General features: G+C 61.9%; 16 protein-coding genes. 10 read left to right on the forward strand and 6 right to left on the reverse strand.

Features of this window, described 5'->3' with window-relative positions:
• Positions 1 to 9 precede the first annotated feature (9 nt).
• From ACP7A2_RS01050 to dacB, 3 genes are all read left to right on the forward strand, one after another.
• Positions 10 to 945: a glutathione S-transferase family protein gene (locus ACP7A2_RS01050; protein WP_426132722.1), complete on the forward strand. Its 936-nt coding sequence runs from the start codon at positions 10 to 12 to the stop codon at positions 943 to 945.
• Between the two features lie 108 nt (positions 946 to 1,053).
• The gene (locus tag ACP7A2_RS01055; RefSeq protein WP_426132723.1) at positions 1,054 to 3,468 is read left to right on the forward strand and encodes a TonB-dependent siderophore receptor; all 2,415 of its coding nucleotides are present in this window, start codon (positions 1,054 to 1,056) and stop codon (positions 3,466 to 3,468) included.
• A 262-nt stretch (positions 3,469 to 3,730) separates the two neighbouring features.
• A complete protein-coding gene (gene dacB, locus ACP7A2_RS01060) occupies positions 3,731 to 5,182 on the forward strand; it encodes a D-alanyl-D-alanine carboxypeptidase/D-alanyl-D-alanine endopeptidase (RefSeq protein WP_426132724.1) in 1,452 nt (483 codons plus the stop codon).
• Between the two features lies 1 nt (position 5,183).
• On the opposite strand, the gene ACP7A2_RS01065 is transcribed toward dacB, so the two are convergent.
• Positions 5,184 to 5,963 (reverse strand): IclR family transcriptional regulator, encoded by a 780-nt coding sequence (locus tag ACP7A2_RS01065; RefSeq protein ID WP_426132725.1) that lies wholly within the window; start codon positions 5,961 to 5,963, stop codon positions 5,184 to 5,186.
• A gap of 120 nt (positions 5,964 to 6,083) precedes the next feature.
• Here ACP7A2_RS01065 and hmgA point away from each other — a divergent pair, with 120 nt between their 5' ends.
• The 4 genes from hmgA to ACP7A2_RS01085 all read left to right on the forward strand — a co-directional run bounded on the left by hmgA (position 6,084) and on the right by ACP7A2_RS01085 (position 10,805).
• Positions 6,084 to 7,367 carry a homogentisate 1,2-dioxygenase gene (gene hmgA / locus ACP7A2_RS01070; protein ID WP_426132726.1) on the forward strand — a complete coding sequence of 428 codons (1,284 nt, stop codon included), beginning with the start codon at positions 6,084 to 6,086 and terminating at the stop codon, positions 7,365 to 7,367.
• 3 nt (positions 7,368 to 7,370) lie between these two features.
• Positions 7,371 to 8,657, forward strand: coding sequence for a fumarylacetoacetase (fahA, locus tag ACP7A2_RS01075; RefSeq protein ID WP_426132727.1), 1,287 nt, complete (start codon positions 7,371 to 7,373; stop codon positions 8,655 to 8,657).
• A gap of 12 nt (positions 8,658 to 8,669) precedes the next feature.
• Positions 8,670 to 9,305, forward strand: coding sequence for a maleylacetoacetate isomerase (gene maiA, locus ACP7A2_RS01080; protein ID WP_426132728.1), 636 nt, complete (start codon positions 8,670 to 8,672; stop codon positions 9,303 to 9,305).
• Positions 9,306 to 9,434: 129 nt separating this feature from the next.
• Complete coding sequence (locus ACP7A2_RS01085) at positions 9,435 to 10,805, forward strand: MFS transporter (protein WP_426132729.1); 1,371 nt, start codon at positions 9,435 to 9,437, stop codon at positions 10,803 to 10,805.
• 326 nt (positions 10,806 to 11,131) lie between these two features.
• Here the strand turns inward: ACP7A2_RS01085 and ACP7A2_RS01090 are convergent, their stop codons facing one another.
• Positions 11,132 to 11,935 carry a SirB1 family protein gene (locus ACP7A2_RS01090; protein WP_426132730.1) on the reverse strand — a complete coding sequence of 268 codons (804 nt, stop codon included), beginning with the start codon at positions 11,933 to 11,935 and terminating at the stop codon, positions 11,132 to 11,134.
• A gap of 187 nt (positions 11,936 to 12,122) precedes the next feature.
• On the opposite strand from ACP7A2_RS01090, the gene ACP7A2_RS01095 reads away from it, so the two are divergent.
• On the forward strand, positions 12,123 to 13,142 hold the full coding sequence (locus ACP7A2_RS01095) for a Leu/Phe/Val dehydrogenase (RefSeq protein WP_375069859.1): 1,020 nt from the start codon (positions 12,123 to 12,125) through the stop codon (positions 13,140 to 13,142).
• Between the two features lie 55 nt (positions 13,143 to 13,197).
• Here ACP7A2_RS01095 and ACP7A2_RS01100 read toward each other — a convergent pair whose 3' ends face one another.
• Positions 13,198 to 13,458, reverse strand: coding sequence for a YebG family protein (locus ACP7A2_RS01100; protein WP_003171979.1), 261 nt, complete (start codon positions 13,456 to 13,458; stop codon positions 13,198 to 13,200).
• A 327-nt stretch (positions 13,459 to 13,785) separates the two neighbouring features.
• On the opposite strand from ACP7A2_RS01100, the gene ACP7A2_RS01105 reads away from it, so the two are divergent.
• On the forward strand, positions 13,786 to 14,274 hold the full coding sequence (locus ACP7A2_RS01105) for a phosphate-starvation-inducible protein PsiE (RefSeq protein ID WP_426132731.1): 489 nt from the start codon (positions 13,786 to 13,788) through the stop codon (positions 14,272 to 14,274).
• Here ACP7A2_RS01105 and ACP7A2_RS01110 read toward each other — a convergent pair.
• The 3 genes from ACP7A2_RS01110 to ACP7A2_RS01120 form a co-directional block, all read right to left on the reverse strand.
• Entirely contained in the window at positions 14,271 to 14,588 is a 318-nt protein-coding gene (locus ACP7A2_RS01110) for a DUF3509 domain-containing protein (protein ID WP_426132732.1), read from the reverse strand. The genes ACP7A2_RS01105 and ACP7A2_RS01110 overlap by 4 nt on opposite strands.
• A 264-nt stretch (positions 14,589 to 14,852) precedes the next feature.
• Positions 14,853 to 16,139, reverse strand: coding sequence for a serine/threonine transporter (locus ACP7A2_RS01115; RefSeq protein WP_426132733.1), 1,287 nt, complete (start codon positions 16,137 to 16,139; stop codon positions 14,853 to 14,855).
• 60 nt (positions 16,140 to 16,199) lie between these two features.
• A complete protein-coding gene (locus ACP7A2_RS01120) occupies positions 16,200 to 17,576 on the reverse strand; it encodes an L-serine ammonia-lyase (RefSeq protein WP_426132734.1) in 1,377 nt (458 codons plus the stop codon).
• Positions 17,577 to 17,713: 137 nt separating this feature from the next.
• Here ACP7A2_RS01120 and ACP7A2_RS01125 point away from each other — a divergent pair, with 137 nt between their 5' ends.
• Entirely contained in the window at positions 17,714 to 18,661 is a 948-nt protein-coding gene (locus ACP7A2_RS01125; protein WP_426132735.1) for a LysR substrate-binding domain-containing protein, read from the forward strand.
• Positions 18,662 to 18,869 lie beyond the last annotated feature (208 nt).

Raw genomic sequence — 18,869 nt, forward strand, 5'->3', positions numbered from 1 at the left:
GAGCCTGGCATGTCTGAGTTGATCCTCCACCATTACCCGCAATCTCCCTTTGCTGAAAAAGCCCGCTTGCTGCTGGGCTTCAAAGGCCTGTCCTGGCGCTCCGTGCCTGTTCCGCCGATGCTGCCAAAACCTGACCTCACGGCACTCACCGGCGGCTATCGCAAGACGCCGGTGTTGCAGGTTGGCGCGGATATCTACTGCGACACCGCCCTGATCGCCCGTCGCCTGGAGCAGGAAAAAGCCGCACCAGCGCTCTTTCCGCGTGGGCAGGAATTCACCACCCAAGCCTTCGCGGCCTGGGCCGACAGCGTGGTGTTTCACCATGCCGTGAGCCTGGTGTTCCAGCCGGAATCGGTGGCCGTGCGTTTTGCCAGATTGCCGCCGGACGTGTTGAAGGCGTTTGTCGCTGACCGCGTGGCGCTCTTCAGCGGCGGCACGGCGAACAAGATTCCGCCCGAGCTGGCGCGGCATCAATGGCCAGCGATCATGCTGCGTTTGGAGCAGCAGTTGCAGCACGAGTCGGGCGACTTCCTGTTTGGCGAAGCCTCGATTGCCGACTTTGCCCTGGCCCACGTAATGTGGTTTCTCAAGGCCACGCCGGTTACTGCGCCGTTGGTGGATGAGTACCCGGCGGTCGTGGCCTGGCTGGGTCGGGTGCTGGGCTTTGGGCATGGCACCGCCAGCGACATGACTGCCGAGCAGGCGCTGGAAATTGCCCGCAACGCCACGCCCGCGCCGTTGCCGGACGAAGTCTTTGTTGACCCCAACGGCTTCAAGGCTGGCCAACAGGTGACCATTGCGGCAACGGACTACGGCGTCGATCCGATCGCCGGCGAGTTGCTCTTTGCCGGGCGTGAAGAGCTGATTCTGCGCCGCACAGACGAACGCGGTGGCATCGTCCACGTGCATTTCCCGCGTTTCGGGTTCCGCCTGCAGGCGCAATAAACAGATTATTTTCAAAAAGAGGTGAGGTAAATCCACCGCCCAACCGTGTAGTGCTTGAAACTGCGATCTATTCGCATTAACAGCGTTTTCTACACGGGTTCTCACAGCATGAAGTCGACGGCGGGCGGTTGGGTTAAACAGTGGCTGGGAGCCTCGGTATTGGCGGTATCGGGGTTAGCGTTGCTGCCCCTGGGCATCGCGCAGGCGCAGGAGCAGCAAAGCGCCCGGTTTACCTTTGCCCTGGCAGCCAAACCGCTGCCCCAGGCCTTGAGCGATTTCAGCCGCGTCACCGGCATCAGCGTGATCTACACCGACGAAGCGCCCTACGGCCTCAGTGCCCCAGCGGTGAGCGGGCAGATGAGCGCCACCCAGGCCCTGCAACGCTTGCTCGGCAACTCGGGCTTTACCTTCCGCCAGGTCGACGCTCACACGCTGGCCCTGGAGCCGGTGCCCACCGACGGCGCAGTCAACCTCGGCGCCACCACCATCAGCGGCGCCAGCTCTGTTCAGGACAGCACCAGTTACCAGCCACCGCCCACCAGCTCGGTGATGCGCTCCCACGGCTTGCTGCTGGAAACCCCGCAAACCGTCAACGTGGTGCCCGCCCAGGTGCTGCGCGACCAACAACCGCGCAACCTGGACGACGCCCTGGGCAATGTCAGCGGCATTACCCAGGCCAACACCCTTGGCAGCACGCAGGACGCGGTGATGCTGCGCGGCTTTGGCGACAACCGTAACGGCTCGATCATGCAGGACGGCATGCCCGTGGTGCAGGGCCGCGCGCTGAACTCCACCGCCGAACGTGTCGAGGTGCTCAAGGGCCCATCGTCGTTGCTGTATGGCATTCAGGACCCGGGCGGCGTGGTCAATATCGTCAGCAAAAAGCCTGAACTGGTGCAGTCCACGTCCTTGACCGCGCGCGGCTCGACCTTCGGCGACGGCAAGAACGGCAGCGGCGGCAACCTCGATACCACCGGCCCCATTGGTGACAGCGGCCTGGCCTATCGCTTGATCGTCGACCATGAAGACGAAGATTACTGGCGCAACTACGGCACCCACCGCGAGACGCTGGTGGCGCCGTCCCTGGCCTGGTACGGCGACACCACCCAGGTCGTGTTCGCCTATGAACACCGCGAATTCCTCTCGCCGTTTGACCGTGGCACTGCTATTGACCCGAAGACCAACCACCCGCTGAACATCCCGGCGACGCGTCGCCTGGACGAGCCGTTCAACAACATGGAAGGCCGCTCCGACCTGTACCGCCTGGAAGTCGATCACGATTTGAACGACGACTGGAAAGCGCATTTCGGCTACAGCTGGAACCGCGAAACCTACGACGCCAGCCAGGTGCGCGTGGCCAAGGTCAACGCCAACGGCACCCTGACCCGCAGCATGGACGGCACGCAAGGTGCGCTGACCACCGACCGCTTTGCCACCACCAGCCTGGAAGGCAAGGTCAACGTGGCCGGCATGAGGCATGACCTGGTGTTCGGCCTGGACGATGAGTACCGCAAAATCTACCGCGCCGACCTCATCCGCCAGGCGCCGCGTGGCACCTTCAACTACAACAACCCGGTGTACGGCAACGAAGTGGCGGGCACCACCGTCAGCGCACCGGACAGCAACCAGATGGACCAACTGCGCAGCGACTCGCTGTTCTTCCAGGACGCCATTCACCTGACCGACCAGTGGATTCTGGTGGGCGGCGCGCGCTATCAGATGTACGACCAATACGCCGGCAAAGGCGTGCCGTTCACCGCCAACACCGATGGCAACGGCCAGAAGTGGGTGCCGCGCGCGGGCCTGGTGTACCGCTACACCGATGAGTTGTCGTTCTACGGCAGCTACACCGAGTCGTTCAAACCCAACTCCACCATCGCGCCGCTGGCCAACAAAAGCGTGCTGGATGGCAGCCTGGAGCCGGAACAATCCAAGGCCTGGGAATTGGGTACCAAGTTCGACCTGCCGGGGCGCATCACCGCGAGCGCGGCGCTGTTCAACATCGAAAAACGCAATGTGCTGGTGCAGGTCGGCGATGGCCTGACCTCGGTGTACAGCGTCGCGGGCAAAGTGCGATCCCGTGGTTTGGAACTCGACGCCAGCGGCCAGTTGACTGACCAGTGGAGCCTGATCGGCAGTTATGCCTACACCGACGCCGAGGTCACCGAAGACCCGGACTTCAAGGGTAACCGCCTGCAGAACGTCGCGAAAAACACCGGCTCGTTGTCGGCCGTATATGACTTCGGCAGCATCCTGGGCGGCGACCAACTGCGTGTCGGCGCGGGTGCACGCTATGTCGGCGAGCGGGCAGGGGACGCCGCCAACAGCTTCGAACTGCCGGGCTACACCGTGGCCGATGCATTCGCCAGCTATGACACCAAGGTCGAAGGGCAGAAGGTCAAGTTTCAGCTCAACGTGAAGAACCTGTTTGATCGCACGTACTACACCTCATCGGTGAACACGCAGTTTGTGTCGATTGGCGATGCGCGGCAGGTGTCGGTGTCCAGTACCCTCACGTTCTAACCCTGTGGTGAGCTCGCTGAGGTGAGTGGGCCTGTTGTGTTGAGCCGGCCTGTTGTGGTGAGTGGGCTTGTTGTGGCGAGCGGGCTTGCCCCGCGTTGGGGCGCGAAGCGGCCCCTTTTAAAGCCACCGCATTTCTCCAGGCACACCGCACTGCCTGGTTTTGGGGCTGCTGCGCAACCCAACGCGGGACAAGCCCGCTCGCCACAAGTGAGCCGAGCTGGTAGCGTTGCCGCCACTAAAGGCTTTGCGGAAAACGGTACTGATGCAATTGGGTAGATGGATACACACCAGCGCGATGCTGGTGGGCTTGAGTTTTTTACTGGGAGGCTGTGCGAGTGTTTCACCGACCTCAACCTCTCTGGACCAATTGCTGGCCGACCCTGCACTGCACGGCGCCACGGTGTCCCTCACAGTGCGCGACGCCCGCAGCGGCAACACGCTCTATCAACACAACCCGCGCACGCGGCTGGTGCCTGCCTCCAATCTCAAACTGCTGACCACGGCGGCGGCGATGGACGTGCTGGGGCCGCAATACCGTTTCGCCACGCAACTGCTGAGCAACGGCATACGCCAGGGCGACCGCCTGACCGGTAACCTCTACCTGCGCGGCCTGGGTGACCCGACCCTTCAGTTCGCCGATTACCAGGCACTCGCGGCGCAACTCGCCAGCCAGGGTATCCGCCAAGTGCAGGGCGACCTTGTGTTCGACGACACCTGGTTTGATGCCGAGCGGCTGGGCGTCGATTGGTCCCAGGACGACGAAAGCACCTACTACGGCGCGCAGATCTCGGCGCTGACCGTGGCGCCCAATACCGACTTTGACGCAGGCACCGTGCTGGTCACGGCCAGGGCGCCGATGCGCGGTGGTCAGCCGGTGAGTGTCGAGATTTTCCCGCCCACCGATTACCTGCAATTGAGCAACCGCGCCATCAGCGGGCCGGGCAATACCTACGGGATCAACCGCCGCCACGGCACCAACCTGTTGCAGCTCAGCGGCGCCGTGGCACCGGGCAAGCAAAGCAAGCAATTGGTCAGCGTGTGGGAGCCGACGCAGTTGGTTGCCAACCTGTTTGAGCAAGCGTTGGCGCAGCAGGGCATCAGCGTGTCCGGCCGTCGCCTGATCGGCGGCGCAACGCCAGCGGCCGTTACTGTGCTGGCCGAGCATCAATCGGCGCCGTTGCAGGAGCTGATTACGCCGCTGCTCAAGCTGTCAAACAACAACATGTCCGAAGCCTTGCTCAAGGCCATGGGGCGCAAAGCGTCCAACAGCGGCACGGCGGCGGCGGGTGTGGTGGCGGTGGCCGGGTTTCTCAAGCGTCAGGGGCTGGATACGGCGGCGCTGAATCAGGTCGACGGTTCGGGCTTGTCGCGGCTTAACCTGGTGTCGTCGCAAACCGTCACCGACCTGTTGCTGGCCGCGAGCAAACAGCCGTGGTTCAACGCTTGGTACAACGCGCTGCCGATTGCCGGCAACCCCGACCGCATGACCGGCGGCAGCCTGCGTTATCGCCTGCGCGAAACGCCCGCGCAGAACAACCTGCATGCCAAGACCGGTTCGATGGGCGGCGTATCGTCCCTGAGCGGCTACATCACTGATGCCCACGGGCGCCGGTTGGTGTTCTCGATGATCACCAATAACTATGTGGTCTCGGGCGAACACGTCAAAGGCGTGGAAAACCGCGTGGCAGTGGCGCTGTCACGCTGGGGCGGTTGATTCAGGGCTGGTAACCCATGCGCCAACTCACGGCCCGGGTCGCCGCCAGCAAACGCTGCGCCGCCGGGCCATCTTCATCGGCATGAAACAGCGAGGTGGGGCCGACCACGGTCATCACCGCCGCCACCTGCCCGACCGCGTTGAAGACCGGTGCCGACAACGCATCCACGCCGGGCATCAGCAAACCATGCACAAAGTGCAGGCCACGGCTGCGGATTTGTTCACAGGCGCTGGCGTACGCGGTGTCGTCCGCCAAGGCGTGGGCAGTGCCGGCCTGAACCTCACGCTCACGCAATTCCACGGTTTCGCGCGACGGCAAATAAGCGCTGAACACCAGCCCGGTGGACGAGCTGAGCAGCGGCAACACTGAACCCAACTGGGTCACGACGGTGATGGCGCGCACCGCCGGTTCAATCTGCACAACTGTTGCGCCCTGATTGCCCCACACCGCCAGAAAACAGGTTTCATTCAACTCATCGCGCAGCTCTGCCAGGGGCATCGCGCCGACTTTCAGCACATCCATGCTGCCGAGCGCAGCCAGGCCCACGCGCAAGGCTTCGCGGCCAAGGCCGTAGTGGTTAGTGGCGGTGTTCTGTTCGGCAAAGCCTGAGGCAATCAACGCCTGCAGATAGCGGTGCACTTTGCTCGCTGGCATCTGCACGTGCTCGGCCAGGCGCGACAGCGACGTTGCCGGCGCCAGTTCGGCGAGGGCTTTGAGAATGTCGGTGCCTACTTCGGCCGAGCGGACTTTCTGTTTACCGGTGTCGCGGGGCTTTTCCATGGAAGGGCGAGAATCCGAGAGATGAATGGGCGTCTTTATAGCTTGACGGTCAGCAGTGATCAAATTACGTTATGCGTAACTGGATTACGATAAAAACAACTTCCGTCAAGAGGATGATCCATGCACCTCGAATACCTGTCGGGCTTCGGCAATGAATTCGCCAGCGAAGCCTTGCCCGGCGCGCTGCCCGTTGGCCAGAACTCCCCGCAAAAAGCCCCCTACGGCCTCTACACCGAACTCTTCTCCGGCACGGCCTTCACCATGGTGCGCAGCGAAGCCCGTCGCACGTGGCTGTACCGCATTCAGCCGTCGGCCAACCACCCGGCATTCGTCAAACTGGAACGGCAGTTGGCCGGCGGGCCGTTGGGCGCCGTGACGCCCAACCGTCTGCGCTGGAACCCTTTGGACACGCCTAGCGAGCCGACCGATTTTATCGACGGGCTGGTAGGCATGGTTGCCAACAGCGGGTCGGAAACTCCCTCAGGTATCAGCATCTATAACTACCGCGCGAATCAGTCGATGGACCGCGTGTTCTTCAATGCCGACGGCGAACTGTTGATCGTTCCCGAGAACGGCCGCCTGCGCATCGCCACCGAATTGGGTGTGCTGGACGTTGAACCACTGGAAATCGCAGTGCTGCCTCGTGGCCTGAAATTTCGCGTTGAGCTGCTTGATGGCCAGGCGCGCGGCTACGTCGCCGAGAACCATGGCGCACCGCTGCGCCTGCCGGACCTGGGGCCTATCGGCAGCAACGGCCTGGCCAACCCACGCGACTTCCTCACGCCGGTTGCCCGTTACGAAGACCTGAAACAACCGACAACGCTGGTGCAGAAATTCCTGGGTGAACTGTGGGCCTGCGAACTCGACCACTCGCCCCTCAACGTGGTCGCCTGGCATGGCAATAACGTGCCGTACAAATACGACCTGCGTCGCTTCAATACCATCGGCACGGTGAGCTTCGATCACCCGGACCCGTCGATCTTCACCGTATTGACCTCGCCCACCAGCGTGCACGGCCTGGCCAACCTCGACTTCGTGATTTTCCCGCCGCGCTGGATGGTGGCCGAGAACACCTTCCGTCCGCCGTGGTTCCATCGCAACCTGATGAACGAATACATGGGCCTGATCAGGGGCGCCTACGACGCCAAGGCCGAAGGCTTCCTGCCCGGCGGCGCCTCGCTGCACAGCTGCATGAGCGCCCACGGCCCGGACGGTGAAACCTGCACCAAGGCGATAGCCGTGGACCTGGCGCCGCACAAGATCGATAACACCATGGCCTTCATGTTCGAGACCAGCCAAGTGCTGCGTCCCACACAGTTCGCCCTCCAGTGCCCGCAACTGCAAAACACTTACGACGCTTGCTGGGCCTCGCTGCCCGCCACCTTCAACCCGAATCGGAGATAACCCATGACTCAGCCAACACCTACCCGCAGCTGGGTGGCCTCCGCCAACGGTCACGCCGATTTCCCCCTGCAAAACTTGCCGCTGGGTGTGTTCAGCATCAACGGCTCGGCGCCGCGCAGTGGTGTAGCGATTGGCGACGCGATCCTCGACCTGCACGCGGCGCTGGACGAGTTCGAAGGCGAAGCGCGCCGCGCTGTTGAAGCCACCGCGGGCGGCCAGTTGAACGCCTTTTTCGAACTCGGCCGCGGCCCGCGTGTGGCCTTGCGCGAGCGCTTGCTGGAGCTGCTCGCCGAAGGCAGCAAGCTGCACACCCGTGAAGCGCAGGTGCTGCACCGCGCGGTAGATTGCCAGATGCACTTGCCGGCGAAAATCAGCGACTACACCGACTTCTATGTCGGCATTGAGCACGCGCAGAACGTCGGCAAACTGTTCCGTCCGGATAACCCCTTGCTGCCGAACTACAAGTACGTGCCGATCGGTTATCACGGTCGCGCGTCGACCATTCGCCCGTCGGGCACCGAAGTGCGCCGCCCTAAAGGCCAGACCCTGCCAGCCGGGCAAACCGAGCCGACTTTCGGCCCGTGCGCACGCCTGGATTACGAGTTGGAGCTGGGGATCTGGATTGGCCAAGGCAATGCCATGGGCGACTCGATTGCCATTGGTGACGCGGCTGAGCACATCGCCGGTTTCTGCCTGCTCAATGACTGGTCGGCGCGGGATATCCAGGCCTGGGAATACCAGCCGCTGGGGCCGTTTTTGTCGAAAAGTTTTATCACCAGCATTTCGCCGTGGGTGGTAACGGCCGAGGCCCTGGAGCCGTTCCGCCAAGCGCAACCGGCACGCCCGGAAGGCGACCCGCAGCCGTTGCCGTACCTGCTGGATAAACGTGATCAGGCTGCGGGTGGTTTTGATATCGAACTGGAAGTGCTGCTGACCACCGCCTCGATGCGTGAGCAAAACCTGCCGGCCCATCGCCTGACACTGAGCAACACCCAGCACATGTACTGGACCGTGGCGCAAATGGTTGCGCACCACAGCGTTAACGGCTGCCAGTTGCAGGCCGGTGACCTGTTCGGTTCGGGCACTTTGTCCGGCCCGCAGCCGGGGCAGTTCGGCAGCCTGCTGGAAATCACCGAAGGCGGTAAAAAGCCGATTGAACTGGCCTCAGGCGAAGTGCGCAAGTTTCTCGAAGACGGCGATGAAATCATCCTGCGCGCCCGTTGCAACCGTGAAGGGTTTGCCTCCATCGGCTTCGGCGAATGCCGTGGCACCGTGGTCGCGGCGCGCTAAGAGGGCAGGGCGATGGAACTCTATACCTACTACCGTTCTACCGCGTCGTACCGGGTGCGTATCGCCCTGGCGCTCAAGGGTTTGGATTTTACCGCGCTGCCGGTCAACCTGCTGGCGCCGCCGGGAGGCGCCAATCGCCAGCCCGAGTATTTGGCAATCAACCCGCAAGGGCGAGTGCCGGCGTTGCGCACCGACGAGGGCAAGTTGCTGATTCAATCGCCCGCGATCATTGAGTACCTGGACGAACGTTATCCACAGGTGCCGTTGCTTTCCAGGGACCTGACGATTCGCGCGCATGAGCGTGCGGTGGCCGCGATCATCGGTTGCGACATTCATCCTCTGCACAACTCCAGCACCCAGAACCTGCTGCGCCAATGGGGGCATGACGAGGCGCAATTGCTGGAGTGGATCGGGCACTGGATCAGCCAGGGATTGGGCGCAGTGGAGCAGTTGATTGGGGACGCAGGGTTTTGTTTCGGCGAGCAGCCGGGGTTGGCGGATACGTTTTTGATTGCGCAGCTGTATGCGGCGGAGCGCTTCAAGGTACCGCTGACGGCGTACCCGCGCATTGGGCGCGTAGCCGCGCTGGCAGCGCAGCATCCGGCGTTCATTCAGGCACACCCTGCCAACCAACCTGACACCCCCTAAATCAATGTGGGAGCTGGCTTGCCTGCGATCCAGTCACCTCGGTACATCAGGTATATCGAGGTGATCCTGTCGCAGGCAAGCCAGCTCCCACCGGATTCACCCGAATAAAAATAATAAAGGTACCTTGCGATGCACAATCAGATTGCCAGCTTTCGTGCGGCACTCGACGCCCGTCCGGTGTCGCGCTATCAGTGGTTGATTCTTCTGTTGCTGGCATTGCTGCTGGTCACCGACGGCTACGACGCCCAGGTGCTCGGCTATGTAGTGCCTGCATTGGCCAAGGATTGGGGCCTGGAAAAAGCCGCATTCGGCCCGGTCTTCAGCGCCAACCTGCTGGGGCTGACGTTGGGTTCGCTGCTGGTAACGCCGCTGGCGGATCGCTTTGGTGTGCGACGAATCCTGTTCGGCTGTGTGCTGATCTACGCCAGCCTCACCGTGCTGATGGTGTTTGCCAATTCACTGACCACGCTGATGGCCGCGCGGTTTATCTGCGGCGTTGGCATGGGCGGCGCGATGCCCAGCGCCATGGCGTTGATGTCGGAATATTCGCCGCCGCGCATGCGCACCTTGATGGTGACCCTGGCGGCGTGCGGCTTTTCGTTCGGCGGTGCGGCAGGTGGGTTTGTGGCCGCAGGGTTTATCGAGGGTTACGGCTGGCAGGCGGTATTTCTGGCGGGCGGTGTGACGCCGTTGCTGCTGTTCCCCTTCCTGGTGTGGCTGCTGCCGGAATCCTTGCCACGGTTGTTACGAGATGCGCCGCCGTATGTGCGGTTACGCAAGGTCACCTCGCGCATGTTGCCCGACTGGCAACCGCCGCTGGCGAGTGAGGCGGAAAACCGGAGGGAGCAAGGCAGCAAACTGACGGTTGTGGAGCTGTTCCGTCACGGCTATGCACGTGCGACCCTGCTGCTTTGGGCGACCTTTTTTGTCAGCCTGATCCTGCTGTATTTCATGATCAGCTGGTTGCCGTCGCTATTGCTGGAAAGTGGCCTGGCATTGAAAGAAGCCAACCTGGTGACCTCGATGTTCCTGTTCGCCGGCACGCTGGGCGCCATCGGCATGGCCTGGTTCGCCGACCGCCTGAAAAGCAAGGTGCGGTTGCTGTCCGGCGTGTTGGCGGCGGCTGCCGTGTGCACCATTCTGCTGGGCCTGAACCACGACAACCCCCGTTATCTGGTGGCCTGCGTATTTGCCGCCGGGTTCTGCATCATCGGCGGGCAACTGACCCTCAACGCCTTTGCCAGCAACTTCTATCCGGCGCACGTGCGCGCTACCGGAACCGGCTGGGCGCTGGGCGTGGGGCGATTTGGCTCAATCCTGGGGCCGCTGTTTGGCAGCATGCTGTTGGCAATGCACATTCCGGTGGAGCAGATTTTCTTCTTTTGCGCGATTCCGGCGGTGATAGCGGCGTTGTTGATTATTCAAGTGCGTTCGCCGGGAACGGTAATGCCGAAGAGCCCGCTGCAGGGCGATATCCTTAAGGCCCCGGCGAATCACTGAGGTCTGGTTGGGTTAGTGGCAAACGGGAGACCGTGGCCAGCCAGCTTGTTGTGGCGAGCGGGCTTGCCCCGCGTTGGGCTGCGGAGCAGCCCCAAAACTAACACCCAGTACATCCTGACACACCGCATTCTTCCGTATCAGGGGCTGCTTCGCAGCCCAACGCGGGGCAAGCCCGCTCGCCACGACAAGCCCGCTCGCCACGACAAGCCCGCTCGCCACAACAAGCCCGCTCGCCACAATAGGCCCACTCACAACAACAGGCCCGCTCGCCACACAAGGCCCTATGCCATAGCAATCCCGGCCACAACAAACCCCGTCATCAAGCCTTAGTGCACAACGCTGTTGGGCGGCAGATGCCCCAGCCGCTCGGTCAGGCGCAGGCGCTGGATCGGGTCTTCGCTGAGCAACAAAGCGTGTTCCAGGTCGAAGCGCTCGGCGCTTGGGCAATCCAGGCGTTGGTACAGGCTGGCGCGTGCCAGGTAGTCGGCGGCGCTGCCATTGCCCAGCTCCAGCACGCGCTCGGCGTCGATCAAGGCGGCCAGTGGGGCGTCGTTGGCAAGGTGCAGCTGGCGCAGGTTGCGCGACAGCCGCTGCAGGATCGCGCGCGGTTCGGCGGTCAGCAGGTGGTCGGCGTGCAACTTGAGATTCGGCCCGTACTGACGGTGCAGCAGTTCGCGGCAATCGTTGGGATACAGGCGTCGACCGCCGCAGGGGTCAAGCAGGTGATCGTTACCGGGCACCCGCAGCAGGAAATGGCCGGGGAAGTTCACGCCCACCATGGGGATGTTCAGGCGACGCGCCATCTCCAGTGCAATCAGGCCCATGACCAACGGTTGCCCGCGTTTGCGCTGCAGCACCTTGTCGAGCAGGGCAGCGGCGGGGCGCAGAGGGGTGAAGTCATCCTGGGCGAACCCCAGGTCGTTCAGGCGCCGCAGCAGCGGTTGGCCGAGTTCATCCGCCGGGAGCATGGGCATGCCAACGCTGACCTGTTGCTGGAGCACCACCAAGTCTTGCAGGATCAGCAATGGCTGCACGCTGGCGTCGTGTTCGGCGGCAATCCACAGCGCGGCTTCAAACAGCGCAGGTGGCGAGCGTTCAAGGCAGGCGAAAAAGGCTGTGCGGGGATTCATTGCATTCTCCGGCGTATGCCCCCGTTTTAGCCTTGCTGGGAATATTCGTCCAGCACCTTAAGCGATATACCAGCGGCTTATGTCTCAGGGCCCGCAAAACCGGGCGGCTTATTCCAGCGTGCTCCGGCATTTTTCTGCCGCAAGCCTATACTTGGGCCTCAACCAGAAGTGATTCGGGAGCTTGACGATGTTTGCTCTCATGCACAGCACCCGCCTTGAATCGCTGCACCTGAGCATCGACCCGGTGACCGGGCTGAAGGCGGTCATAGCCATCCACAACAGCCGCCTGGGCCCTGCCTTGGGCGGGTGTCGTTACCTGTCTTACCCCGACGATGAAAGTGCCGTGGCCGACGCCGCGCGCCTGGCTCAAGGCATGAGCTACAAAGCCGCCCTGGCTGGCCTGCCGGTGGGCGGCGGCACCGCAGTGATCATCCGCCCGGTACACGTCGAAAGCCGCGCTGCGTTGTTTGAAGCCTTTGGCCGCTGTATCGAGAAACTCGACGGACGCTTCATCACCGCGATCGACAGCGGCACGTCGGTCGCCGACATGGACTGCATCGCCCAACACACCCGTTTTGTCACCAGCACCACCGCCGCCGGCGACCCTTCCGCGCACACCGCCATGGGCGTGTTCACTGGCATCCGCACCACTGCCATGGCCCGCCTGGGCAGCGATAACCTCGAAGGCTTGCGCGTCGCGGTACAGGGCTTGGGCAATGTTGGCTACGCCCTGGCCGAACAACTGCACGCGGCGGGCGCCGAACTGCTGGTCAGCGACATTGACCACGGCAAGGTGCAACTGGCCATGGAGCAACTCGGCGCGCACCCCATCGCCAACGACGCCTTGCTCAGCACCCCCTGCGACATCCTTGCGCCTTGCGGCCTTGGGGCCGTATTCAACCGCCTCAGCGTCGGCCAATTGCGTTGCGCCGCCGTCGCCGGTTCTGCCAGCGCACAACTGACCAACCTCGACGTGGCCGACCAGTTGGAAGGGCGCGGCATCCTCTACGCCCCGGACTACGTCATCAACTCCGGCGGCCTGATTTACGTCGCCCTCAAGCACGGCGGAGCCGAACTGCCGGGCATCACCGCCCACTTGGCGAACATCGGCACGCGCCTCACGGAAATCTTCGCCCACGCCCAAGCCGAAAAACGCTCCCCTGCGCGGGTGGCGAATGAGTTGGCCGAGCGCCTGCTCTACAAATAACCCAGGCATTAAAAAGGCCCTGAGTCAGTGACTCAGGGCCTGTTCAATTCGGGCTTTATTCCGCCGCTGCGTTGAGCAACTCGGACAACGCGTCCGGCTGGCTCTTGAACGCCTTGGCAAACACATCGCGATTCTTCGCCATGTAGATCCCGGCTTCTTCCACCTGCTGCTCGCTCAGGGACGGCACGGCTTTTTGCAACACTTCTGCCAGCAACTCTGCGAGTTCAAGCATTTTGTCATGACGGTCAGCTTCGGCTTTATCCATGAACAAACGCTCCAGATCTCGGCTGCTGCGGTATACCACTTCGACGGCCATTCACCACCTCACATGCCTTCACGATAGTTGTCTTTTGCGACTACTGTATTTATATACAGCGAAAAGGATAAGCCAAACCACGGGGTTTGGGTAGCAGCTTTTTAATGTAGCCGAGAAATAGCCGGCGGAGCACCTCAAACGCAGTCAGCGGCCTGAGCCCAGCGGGAGCAAGCGCCCTCGCCACAGGAGTGCGCTTCCCTAACGACTGTGCCTCATGTCGCGCGGCCATCATCTCATTTCTCACTCCCTGGCCTTTTTTCTGCATGCAGAACAACCGTCACGTCTAACCCGCACTATCCGGTCGAGCCGACCTAAGGAAGCATCATCGTGAAAATCAATTGGGCCGAAAGGCTGCGCCAGAAAGTCCATGGGCTGGCCGAGTCGCTGGGCAATCTGTTCGTGGAGACGTTCCACTACCTGGCGCTATTCGCCATTGGTGCAGTGACCGCGTGGGCGGCGGTGATGGAATTTCTGGGGATGCTGGAGAACGGCCACATCAAGATCGATGACATCTTGCTGCTGTTCATCTACCTGGAATTGGGCGCAATGGTCGGGATTTACTTCAAGACCAACCACATGCCGGTGCGCTTTCTGATCTACGTGGCGATCACCGCGCTGACGCGTTTGCTGATCTCCAACGTGTCGCACCACAACCCGCCGGACATCGGCATCATCTACCTGTGCGGCGGCATTCTGTTGCTGGCGTTCTCGATTCTGGTGGTGCGTTACGCCTCGTCGGCGTTCCCTTCGGTGAAAATCGAAGGCCCGCGTCGCAAGGGCGAGGCAAGCCTGGAGACCGAGAAAGGCGAACTTTAAAGCCCGACGCTGAAGGGCAGGGGGCGGGCAGGCGGTGGCTGCAAGAGCTTGTGGCTGTCGCCGTCGGTCATCACCGCCAGGATCTCCATGGCGCTGTGACCCTGCTCAATGGCAATGCCGAATTGAATGCTTTGCACCAGGCGTTTGAGCCGTTGCGGATCGTTGCGTTGCTCGGCGCTGATCATGCGTTTGGCCACCACGCCAGCCTCATTCGAGAGGGTGAGCATGATGCTGCCATCCAGCCGCTGGATGCTTAAGTTGACACGGTAAGTGGGCGTGAACGTGTCGGTGATGATCTGAAAAGGATTGTCCATAGTGCGTTACCGCCTGATTAGAACATGCAGTCATTGACGACCGGTGTCGGGATTGGTTCGCGTCTCCTGACCACCGGCCAAATTCCGTTTCCCTCAGAAGCTGTACAGCAAAGGCCGTGCCGTACAGCAACCTTCCAGACGCTGAAATCCAATGTGGGAGCGGGCTTGCCCGCGATTGCGGTGTGTCAGCGGGTTAAAAACTGGCTGACAGACCGCTATCGCGGGCAAGCCCGCTCCCACAGGGGGTGTGTGTTGTGCTTTGTTTCAGGGCAACACAGAGAAAACGATCGCAGACAGCGCAATCAGCCCGATTACCACCACAAACACATTCGACGCCTGCCCTGAATACTGGCGCAGGGCGGGTACGCGGTGGATGGCGTACATCGGCATCAAAAACAGCAGGCACGCGATGATCGGCCCGCCCATGGTTTCGATCATCCCCAGAATGCTTGGGTTGAAGGTGGCCACGGCCCAGCAGGTCAGCACCATGAACAGCGCGGTGCTGCGTTCCAGCCATTTGGCCGACAGGCTGCGGTTACGCCCGCGCAGGGATTTGACGATCAAACCCTGGAAGCCTTCGCTGGCGCCGATGTAGTGGCCGAGGAAGGATTTGGTGATGGCCACCAAGGCAATCAACGGCGCAGCGTAGGCGATCACCGGCGTCTGGAAGTGGTTGGCCAGGTACGACAGGATCGAGATGTTCTGTGCCTTGGCCGCGGCCAGATCAGCCGGTGACAGCGCCAGTACGCAGCTGAAGCAGAAGAACATGACGGTCAGCACCATCATGCCGTGGGCGGTGGCGAGGATGCCGCTGCTTTTGCGCTCGGCTCCGGCGCCGTACACGCGCTTCTGGTCGACGGCAAAGGCGGAAATGATCGGCGAGTGGTTGAAGGAGAACACCATCACCGGGATCGCCAGCCACAGGGTTTTGAAGAACAGTGGCAGAGGCATGCCTTCGCTGGCGGAGGCGAAGAAGGCGCCGTTCCAGTTTGGCACCAGGCTCACCGCCAGCAACAACAGAGCCGCGACGAACGGGTAGACCAGCACGCTCATGGCCTTGACGATCACGCCCTGGCCGCAACGCACAATTGCCATCAGGCCGAGAATCAGCACCAGCGAAAGAATCGCGCGGGGCGGCGGCGCCACGTGCAGTTGGTGTTCCATAAAGCTGCTCAGCGTGTTGGTCAGTGCGACGCTGTACACCAGCAGGATCGGGAAAATCGCGAAGAAGTAGAGCAGGGTGATTAGCTTGCCCGCGCCGACGCCGAAGTGTTCTTCGACCACCTCGGTAATGTCACCGGATGTGCCCGACAGCACAAAGCGCGTCAGCCCACGGTGAGCGAAGAAGGTCATGGGGAAAGCCAGCAGCGCCAGTACGATCAGCGGCCAAAAGCCGCCGACCCCGGCGTTGATCGGCAGGAACAGGGTGCCTGCGCCGATGGCGGTGCCGTAGAGGCCCAGCATCCAGGTGGTGTCGTGCTTGGTCCAGCCGGTTGTTGCGGTCGTTTCGGCAGCAGGATTGTCGGCAGCAGGTGTACGTACATCGGTCATCGGTATTGCCTCGTTATTATTTTTGCGCGGGCTCACGTGTGGGGCGGGTAGCAGTGCTCGTCAGCACTCCACCCAGCTGACCGCCAGGCCGCCCCGTGAAGTTTCTTTGTATTTGTCGTGCATGTCGGCGCCGGTGTCGCGCATGGTGCGGATCACCCGGTCGAGGGAAATGAAGTGTTTGCCGTCACCGCGCAGGGCCATTTGCGTGGCGTTGATCGCCTTGACGGCGGCGATGGCGTTGCGCTCGATGCACGGCACCTGCACCAGGCCACCGACCGGGTCGCAGGTCAGGCCGAGGTTGTGTTCCAGGCCGATTTCGGCGGCGTTTTCCAGTTGCTCAGGCGTGGCACCGAGGATGTCCGCCAGCCCGGCAGCAGCCATGGCGCAGGCCGAGCCGACTTCACCCTGGCAACCGACTTCGGCGCCCGAGATTGAGGCGTTTTTCTTGCACAAAATGCCGACGGCAGCCGCGGCCAGGAAGAAATTGACCACATCGTCGTCGGACGCGTCGGGGTTGAATTTCATGTAGTAGTGCAGCACCGCCGGGATGATCCCGGCCGCGCCATTGGTCGGCGCGGTGACCATGCGCCCGCCGGCGGCGTTTTCTTCGTTGACGGCGAGGGCGAACAGGTTGACCCATTCCATGGCCGACAAGGTCGAGGTGATGACATTCGGTTTGCCGATTTCCAGCAGGCTGCGGTGCAATTTCGCGGCGCGGCGCGGCACATCCAGGCCGCCAGGCAGGATGCCCTCATCGCGCAGGCCTTGTTCCACGCATTCGCGCATCACCGACCAGATATGCAGCAGGCCGCTGCGGATTGCTTCATCGCTGCGCCAGGCACGTTCATTGGCCATCATCAGCTCGGAAACCCGCAGGCCGTGCTTATTGCACAAGACCAGCAGTTCAGCGGCGCTGGAAAAGTCGTAGGGCAATTGCACAGTGCTGGTCGGCGCAATGCCCGACTCGGCTTCGGCGGCTTCAATGATGAAACCGCCGCCCACCGAGTAATAGGTTTGCTCACTCAACAGCCCGTTATCACCGTAGGCATGCAGGGACATGGCGTTGGGGTGGTAGGGCAGGCTTTCGTCCAGCAGCAGAAGGTCGGTGTGCCAGTTGAAGGCGATGTGATGAGTGCCGGCCAGAGGCAGCCTGCCGGATTCGCGCAGTTGCTGGATGCGGGCGTTGATAGAGGTTGGGTCGACCTGATCTGGCCATTCACCCATCAGGCCCATCACGCAGGCGCGGTCGGTCGCGTGGCCGACGCCGGTGGCGGACAGCGAGCCGTATAAGCGCACTTCGATGCGACGGGTCTGGCTGAGCAGCTGTGTGTCTGTCAGTGCCTGGGCAAAGGTCGCCGCCGCCCGCATCGGGCCGACGGTGTGGGAGCTGGACGGGCCGATGCCGACTTTGAATAGATCAAAAACACTGATAGCCATGCTAAAGCCTTACAAGCAATGGAGTAGAAATCGCTGCCATGTTTTGTAGAGCGAGCGGAATTTGCGCGATACTGAGCCTCTGGATTGGCACTGACCAACGAATTATTCTAAGACACCCTTTAGCAGGACTAAACTCTATGAGCCGGCATCTCCATGGCCAGACGTACGTCTGGTTGCACGTTTTTTCCTGTGCGGCGCGGCATTTGTCGTTCACCCGCTGCGCCGAAGAGCTGCACATCACGCCGGGGGCGGTGAGCCAGCAAATTCGTCAGTTGGAGGAGCGTTTGGGCTTTCGGTTGTTCCATCGGCGCGCGCGCGGCGTGGAACTCAGCGCCGAAGGGCAGCGGCTGGCCACAACGGTGGGAGAGGCGTACGGCAGCATTGATGCAGAGTTGCAGCGGCTGGACGCGGGCATGATCAGCGGCACCTTGCGTCTGCGTTCTATCCCGTCGTTTTTGGGCAAGTGGCTGACCCCGCGTTTGCCGCGGTTGCAGCAGCGGTTTCCGGATATCCAGCTGCGCATGGTTGCCGAAGACAGCAGCATTGCTCTGCACGAAGGCGATTTTGACCTGGCTATCGACTTGAACGACGGCAGCTACCCGGGCTTGTTATCCACAGCCTTGCTCGATGAGCAAATATTCCCGGTGTGCGCGCCGAGCCTGCTGCGCGGCAGGCCACCGCTGCATGGCCCGGCCGACCTGGTGCATTTCCCGCTGCTGCACGACATTACCGCCTGGCGTGGGAGTTATGAGTACGCCGAGTGGGAGTTTTACCTGAATGCCATTGGCTACCATGGCGCCGACGTTCGGCGCGGCCACACCTTCAACCGCAACCACCTGACCATTGAAGCCGCCATCGCCGGCATGGGCGTGGCCATCGCGCGGCGCACGCTGCTCAACGATGAACTGGAGCGCGGCACCTTGATCGTGCCGTTCGGCCTGGCCGTGCCCAACCATAAACGCTATGTGCTGCTGTATGCGCCCGGTGCGCTGAACCATCCGGGCGTGCGGGCGGTCCATGATTGGCTGGTGGAAGAAGCGAAGATTTTTCGTGGATTGCACCCCCTGGGAGAGGGGCAATTGTAGGGAAGTGGGCGTGTAAGAAGGCGTGCCCAACTCCCGACCATAACAGCGTGTTTGATGGTTGTCAGACTTAATTTGTAATGTGTGATTTATCTTCGCAAAGGGGTTGAATTGTTTTGCGGTCTGCCCAATTGTGTAATCAAGAGGTCATGGTTTTACCTGCCTGGTAAAGCAGTCGTGACCTCTCGCGAGCTAGCTGAAATAAGGGAAA

This window comes from Pseudomonas sp. PWP3-1b2, from assembly GCF_049896045.1.
Lineage (GTDB): Bacteria > Pseudomonadota > Gammaproteobacteria > Pseudomonadales > Pseudomonadaceae > Aquipseudomonas > Aquipseudomonas antarctica_B.

Coding starts and splice junctions, on each gene's coding strand:
- ACP7A2_RS01055 (WP_426132723.1), top strand. CDS start 1,054: ATGAAGTCGACGGCGGGCGGTTGGGTTAAACAGTGGCTGGGAGCCTCG.
- hmgA (WP_426132726.1), top strand. CDS start 6,084: ATGCACCTCGAATACCTGTCGGGCTTCGGCAATGAATTCGCCAGCGAA.
- ACP7A2_RS01065 (WP_426132725.1), bottom strand. CDS start 5,963: ATGGAAAAGCCCCGCGACACCGGTAAACAGAAAGTCCGCTCGGCCGAA.
- ACP7A2_RS01050 (WP_426132722.1), top strand. CDS start 10: ATGTCTGAGTTGATCCTCCACCATTACCCGCAATCTCCCTTTGCTGAA.
- ACP7A2_RS01115 (WP_426132733.1), bottom strand. CDS start 16,139: ATGACCGATGTACGTACACCTGCTGCCGACAATCCTGCTGCCGAAACG.
- maiA (WP_426132728.1), top strand. CDS start 8,670: ATGGAACTCTATACCTACTACCGTTCTACCGCGTCGTACCGGGTGCGT.
- fahA (WP_426132727.1), top strand. CDS start 7,371: ATGACTCAGCCAACACCTACCCGCAGCTGGGTGGCCTCCGCCAACGGT.
- ACP7A2_RS01120 (WP_426132734.1), bottom strand. CDS start 17,576: ATGGCTATCAGTGTTTTTGATCTATTCAAAGTCGGCATCGGCCCGTCC.
- dacB (WP_426132724.1), top strand. CDS start 3,731: ATGCAATTGGGTAGATGGATACACACCAGCGCGATGCTGGTGGGCTTG.
- ACP7A2_RS01095 (WP_375069859.1), top strand. CDS start 12,123: ATGTTTGCTCTCATGCACAGCACCCGCCTTGAATCGCTGCACCTGAGC.
- ACP7A2_RS01100 (WP_003171979.1), bottom strand. CDS start 13,458: ATGGCCGTCGAAGTGGTATACCGCAGCAGCCGAGATCTGGAGCGTTTG.
- ACP7A2_RS01085 (WP_426132729.1), top strand. CDS start 9,435: ATGCACAATCAGATTGCCAGCTTTCGTGCGGCACTCGACGCCCGTCCG.
- ACP7A2_RS01125 (WP_426132735.1), top strand. CDS start 17,714: ATGAGCCGGCATCTCCATGGCCAGACGTACGTCTGGTTGCACGTTTTT.
- ACP7A2_RS01090 (WP_426132730.1), bottom strand. CDS start 11,935: ATGAATCCCCGCACAGCCTTTTTCGCCTGCCTTGAACGCTCGCCACCT.
- ACP7A2_RS01110 (WP_426132732.1), bottom strand. CDS start 14,588: ATGGACAATCCTTTTCAGATCATCACCGACACGTTCACGCCCACTTAC.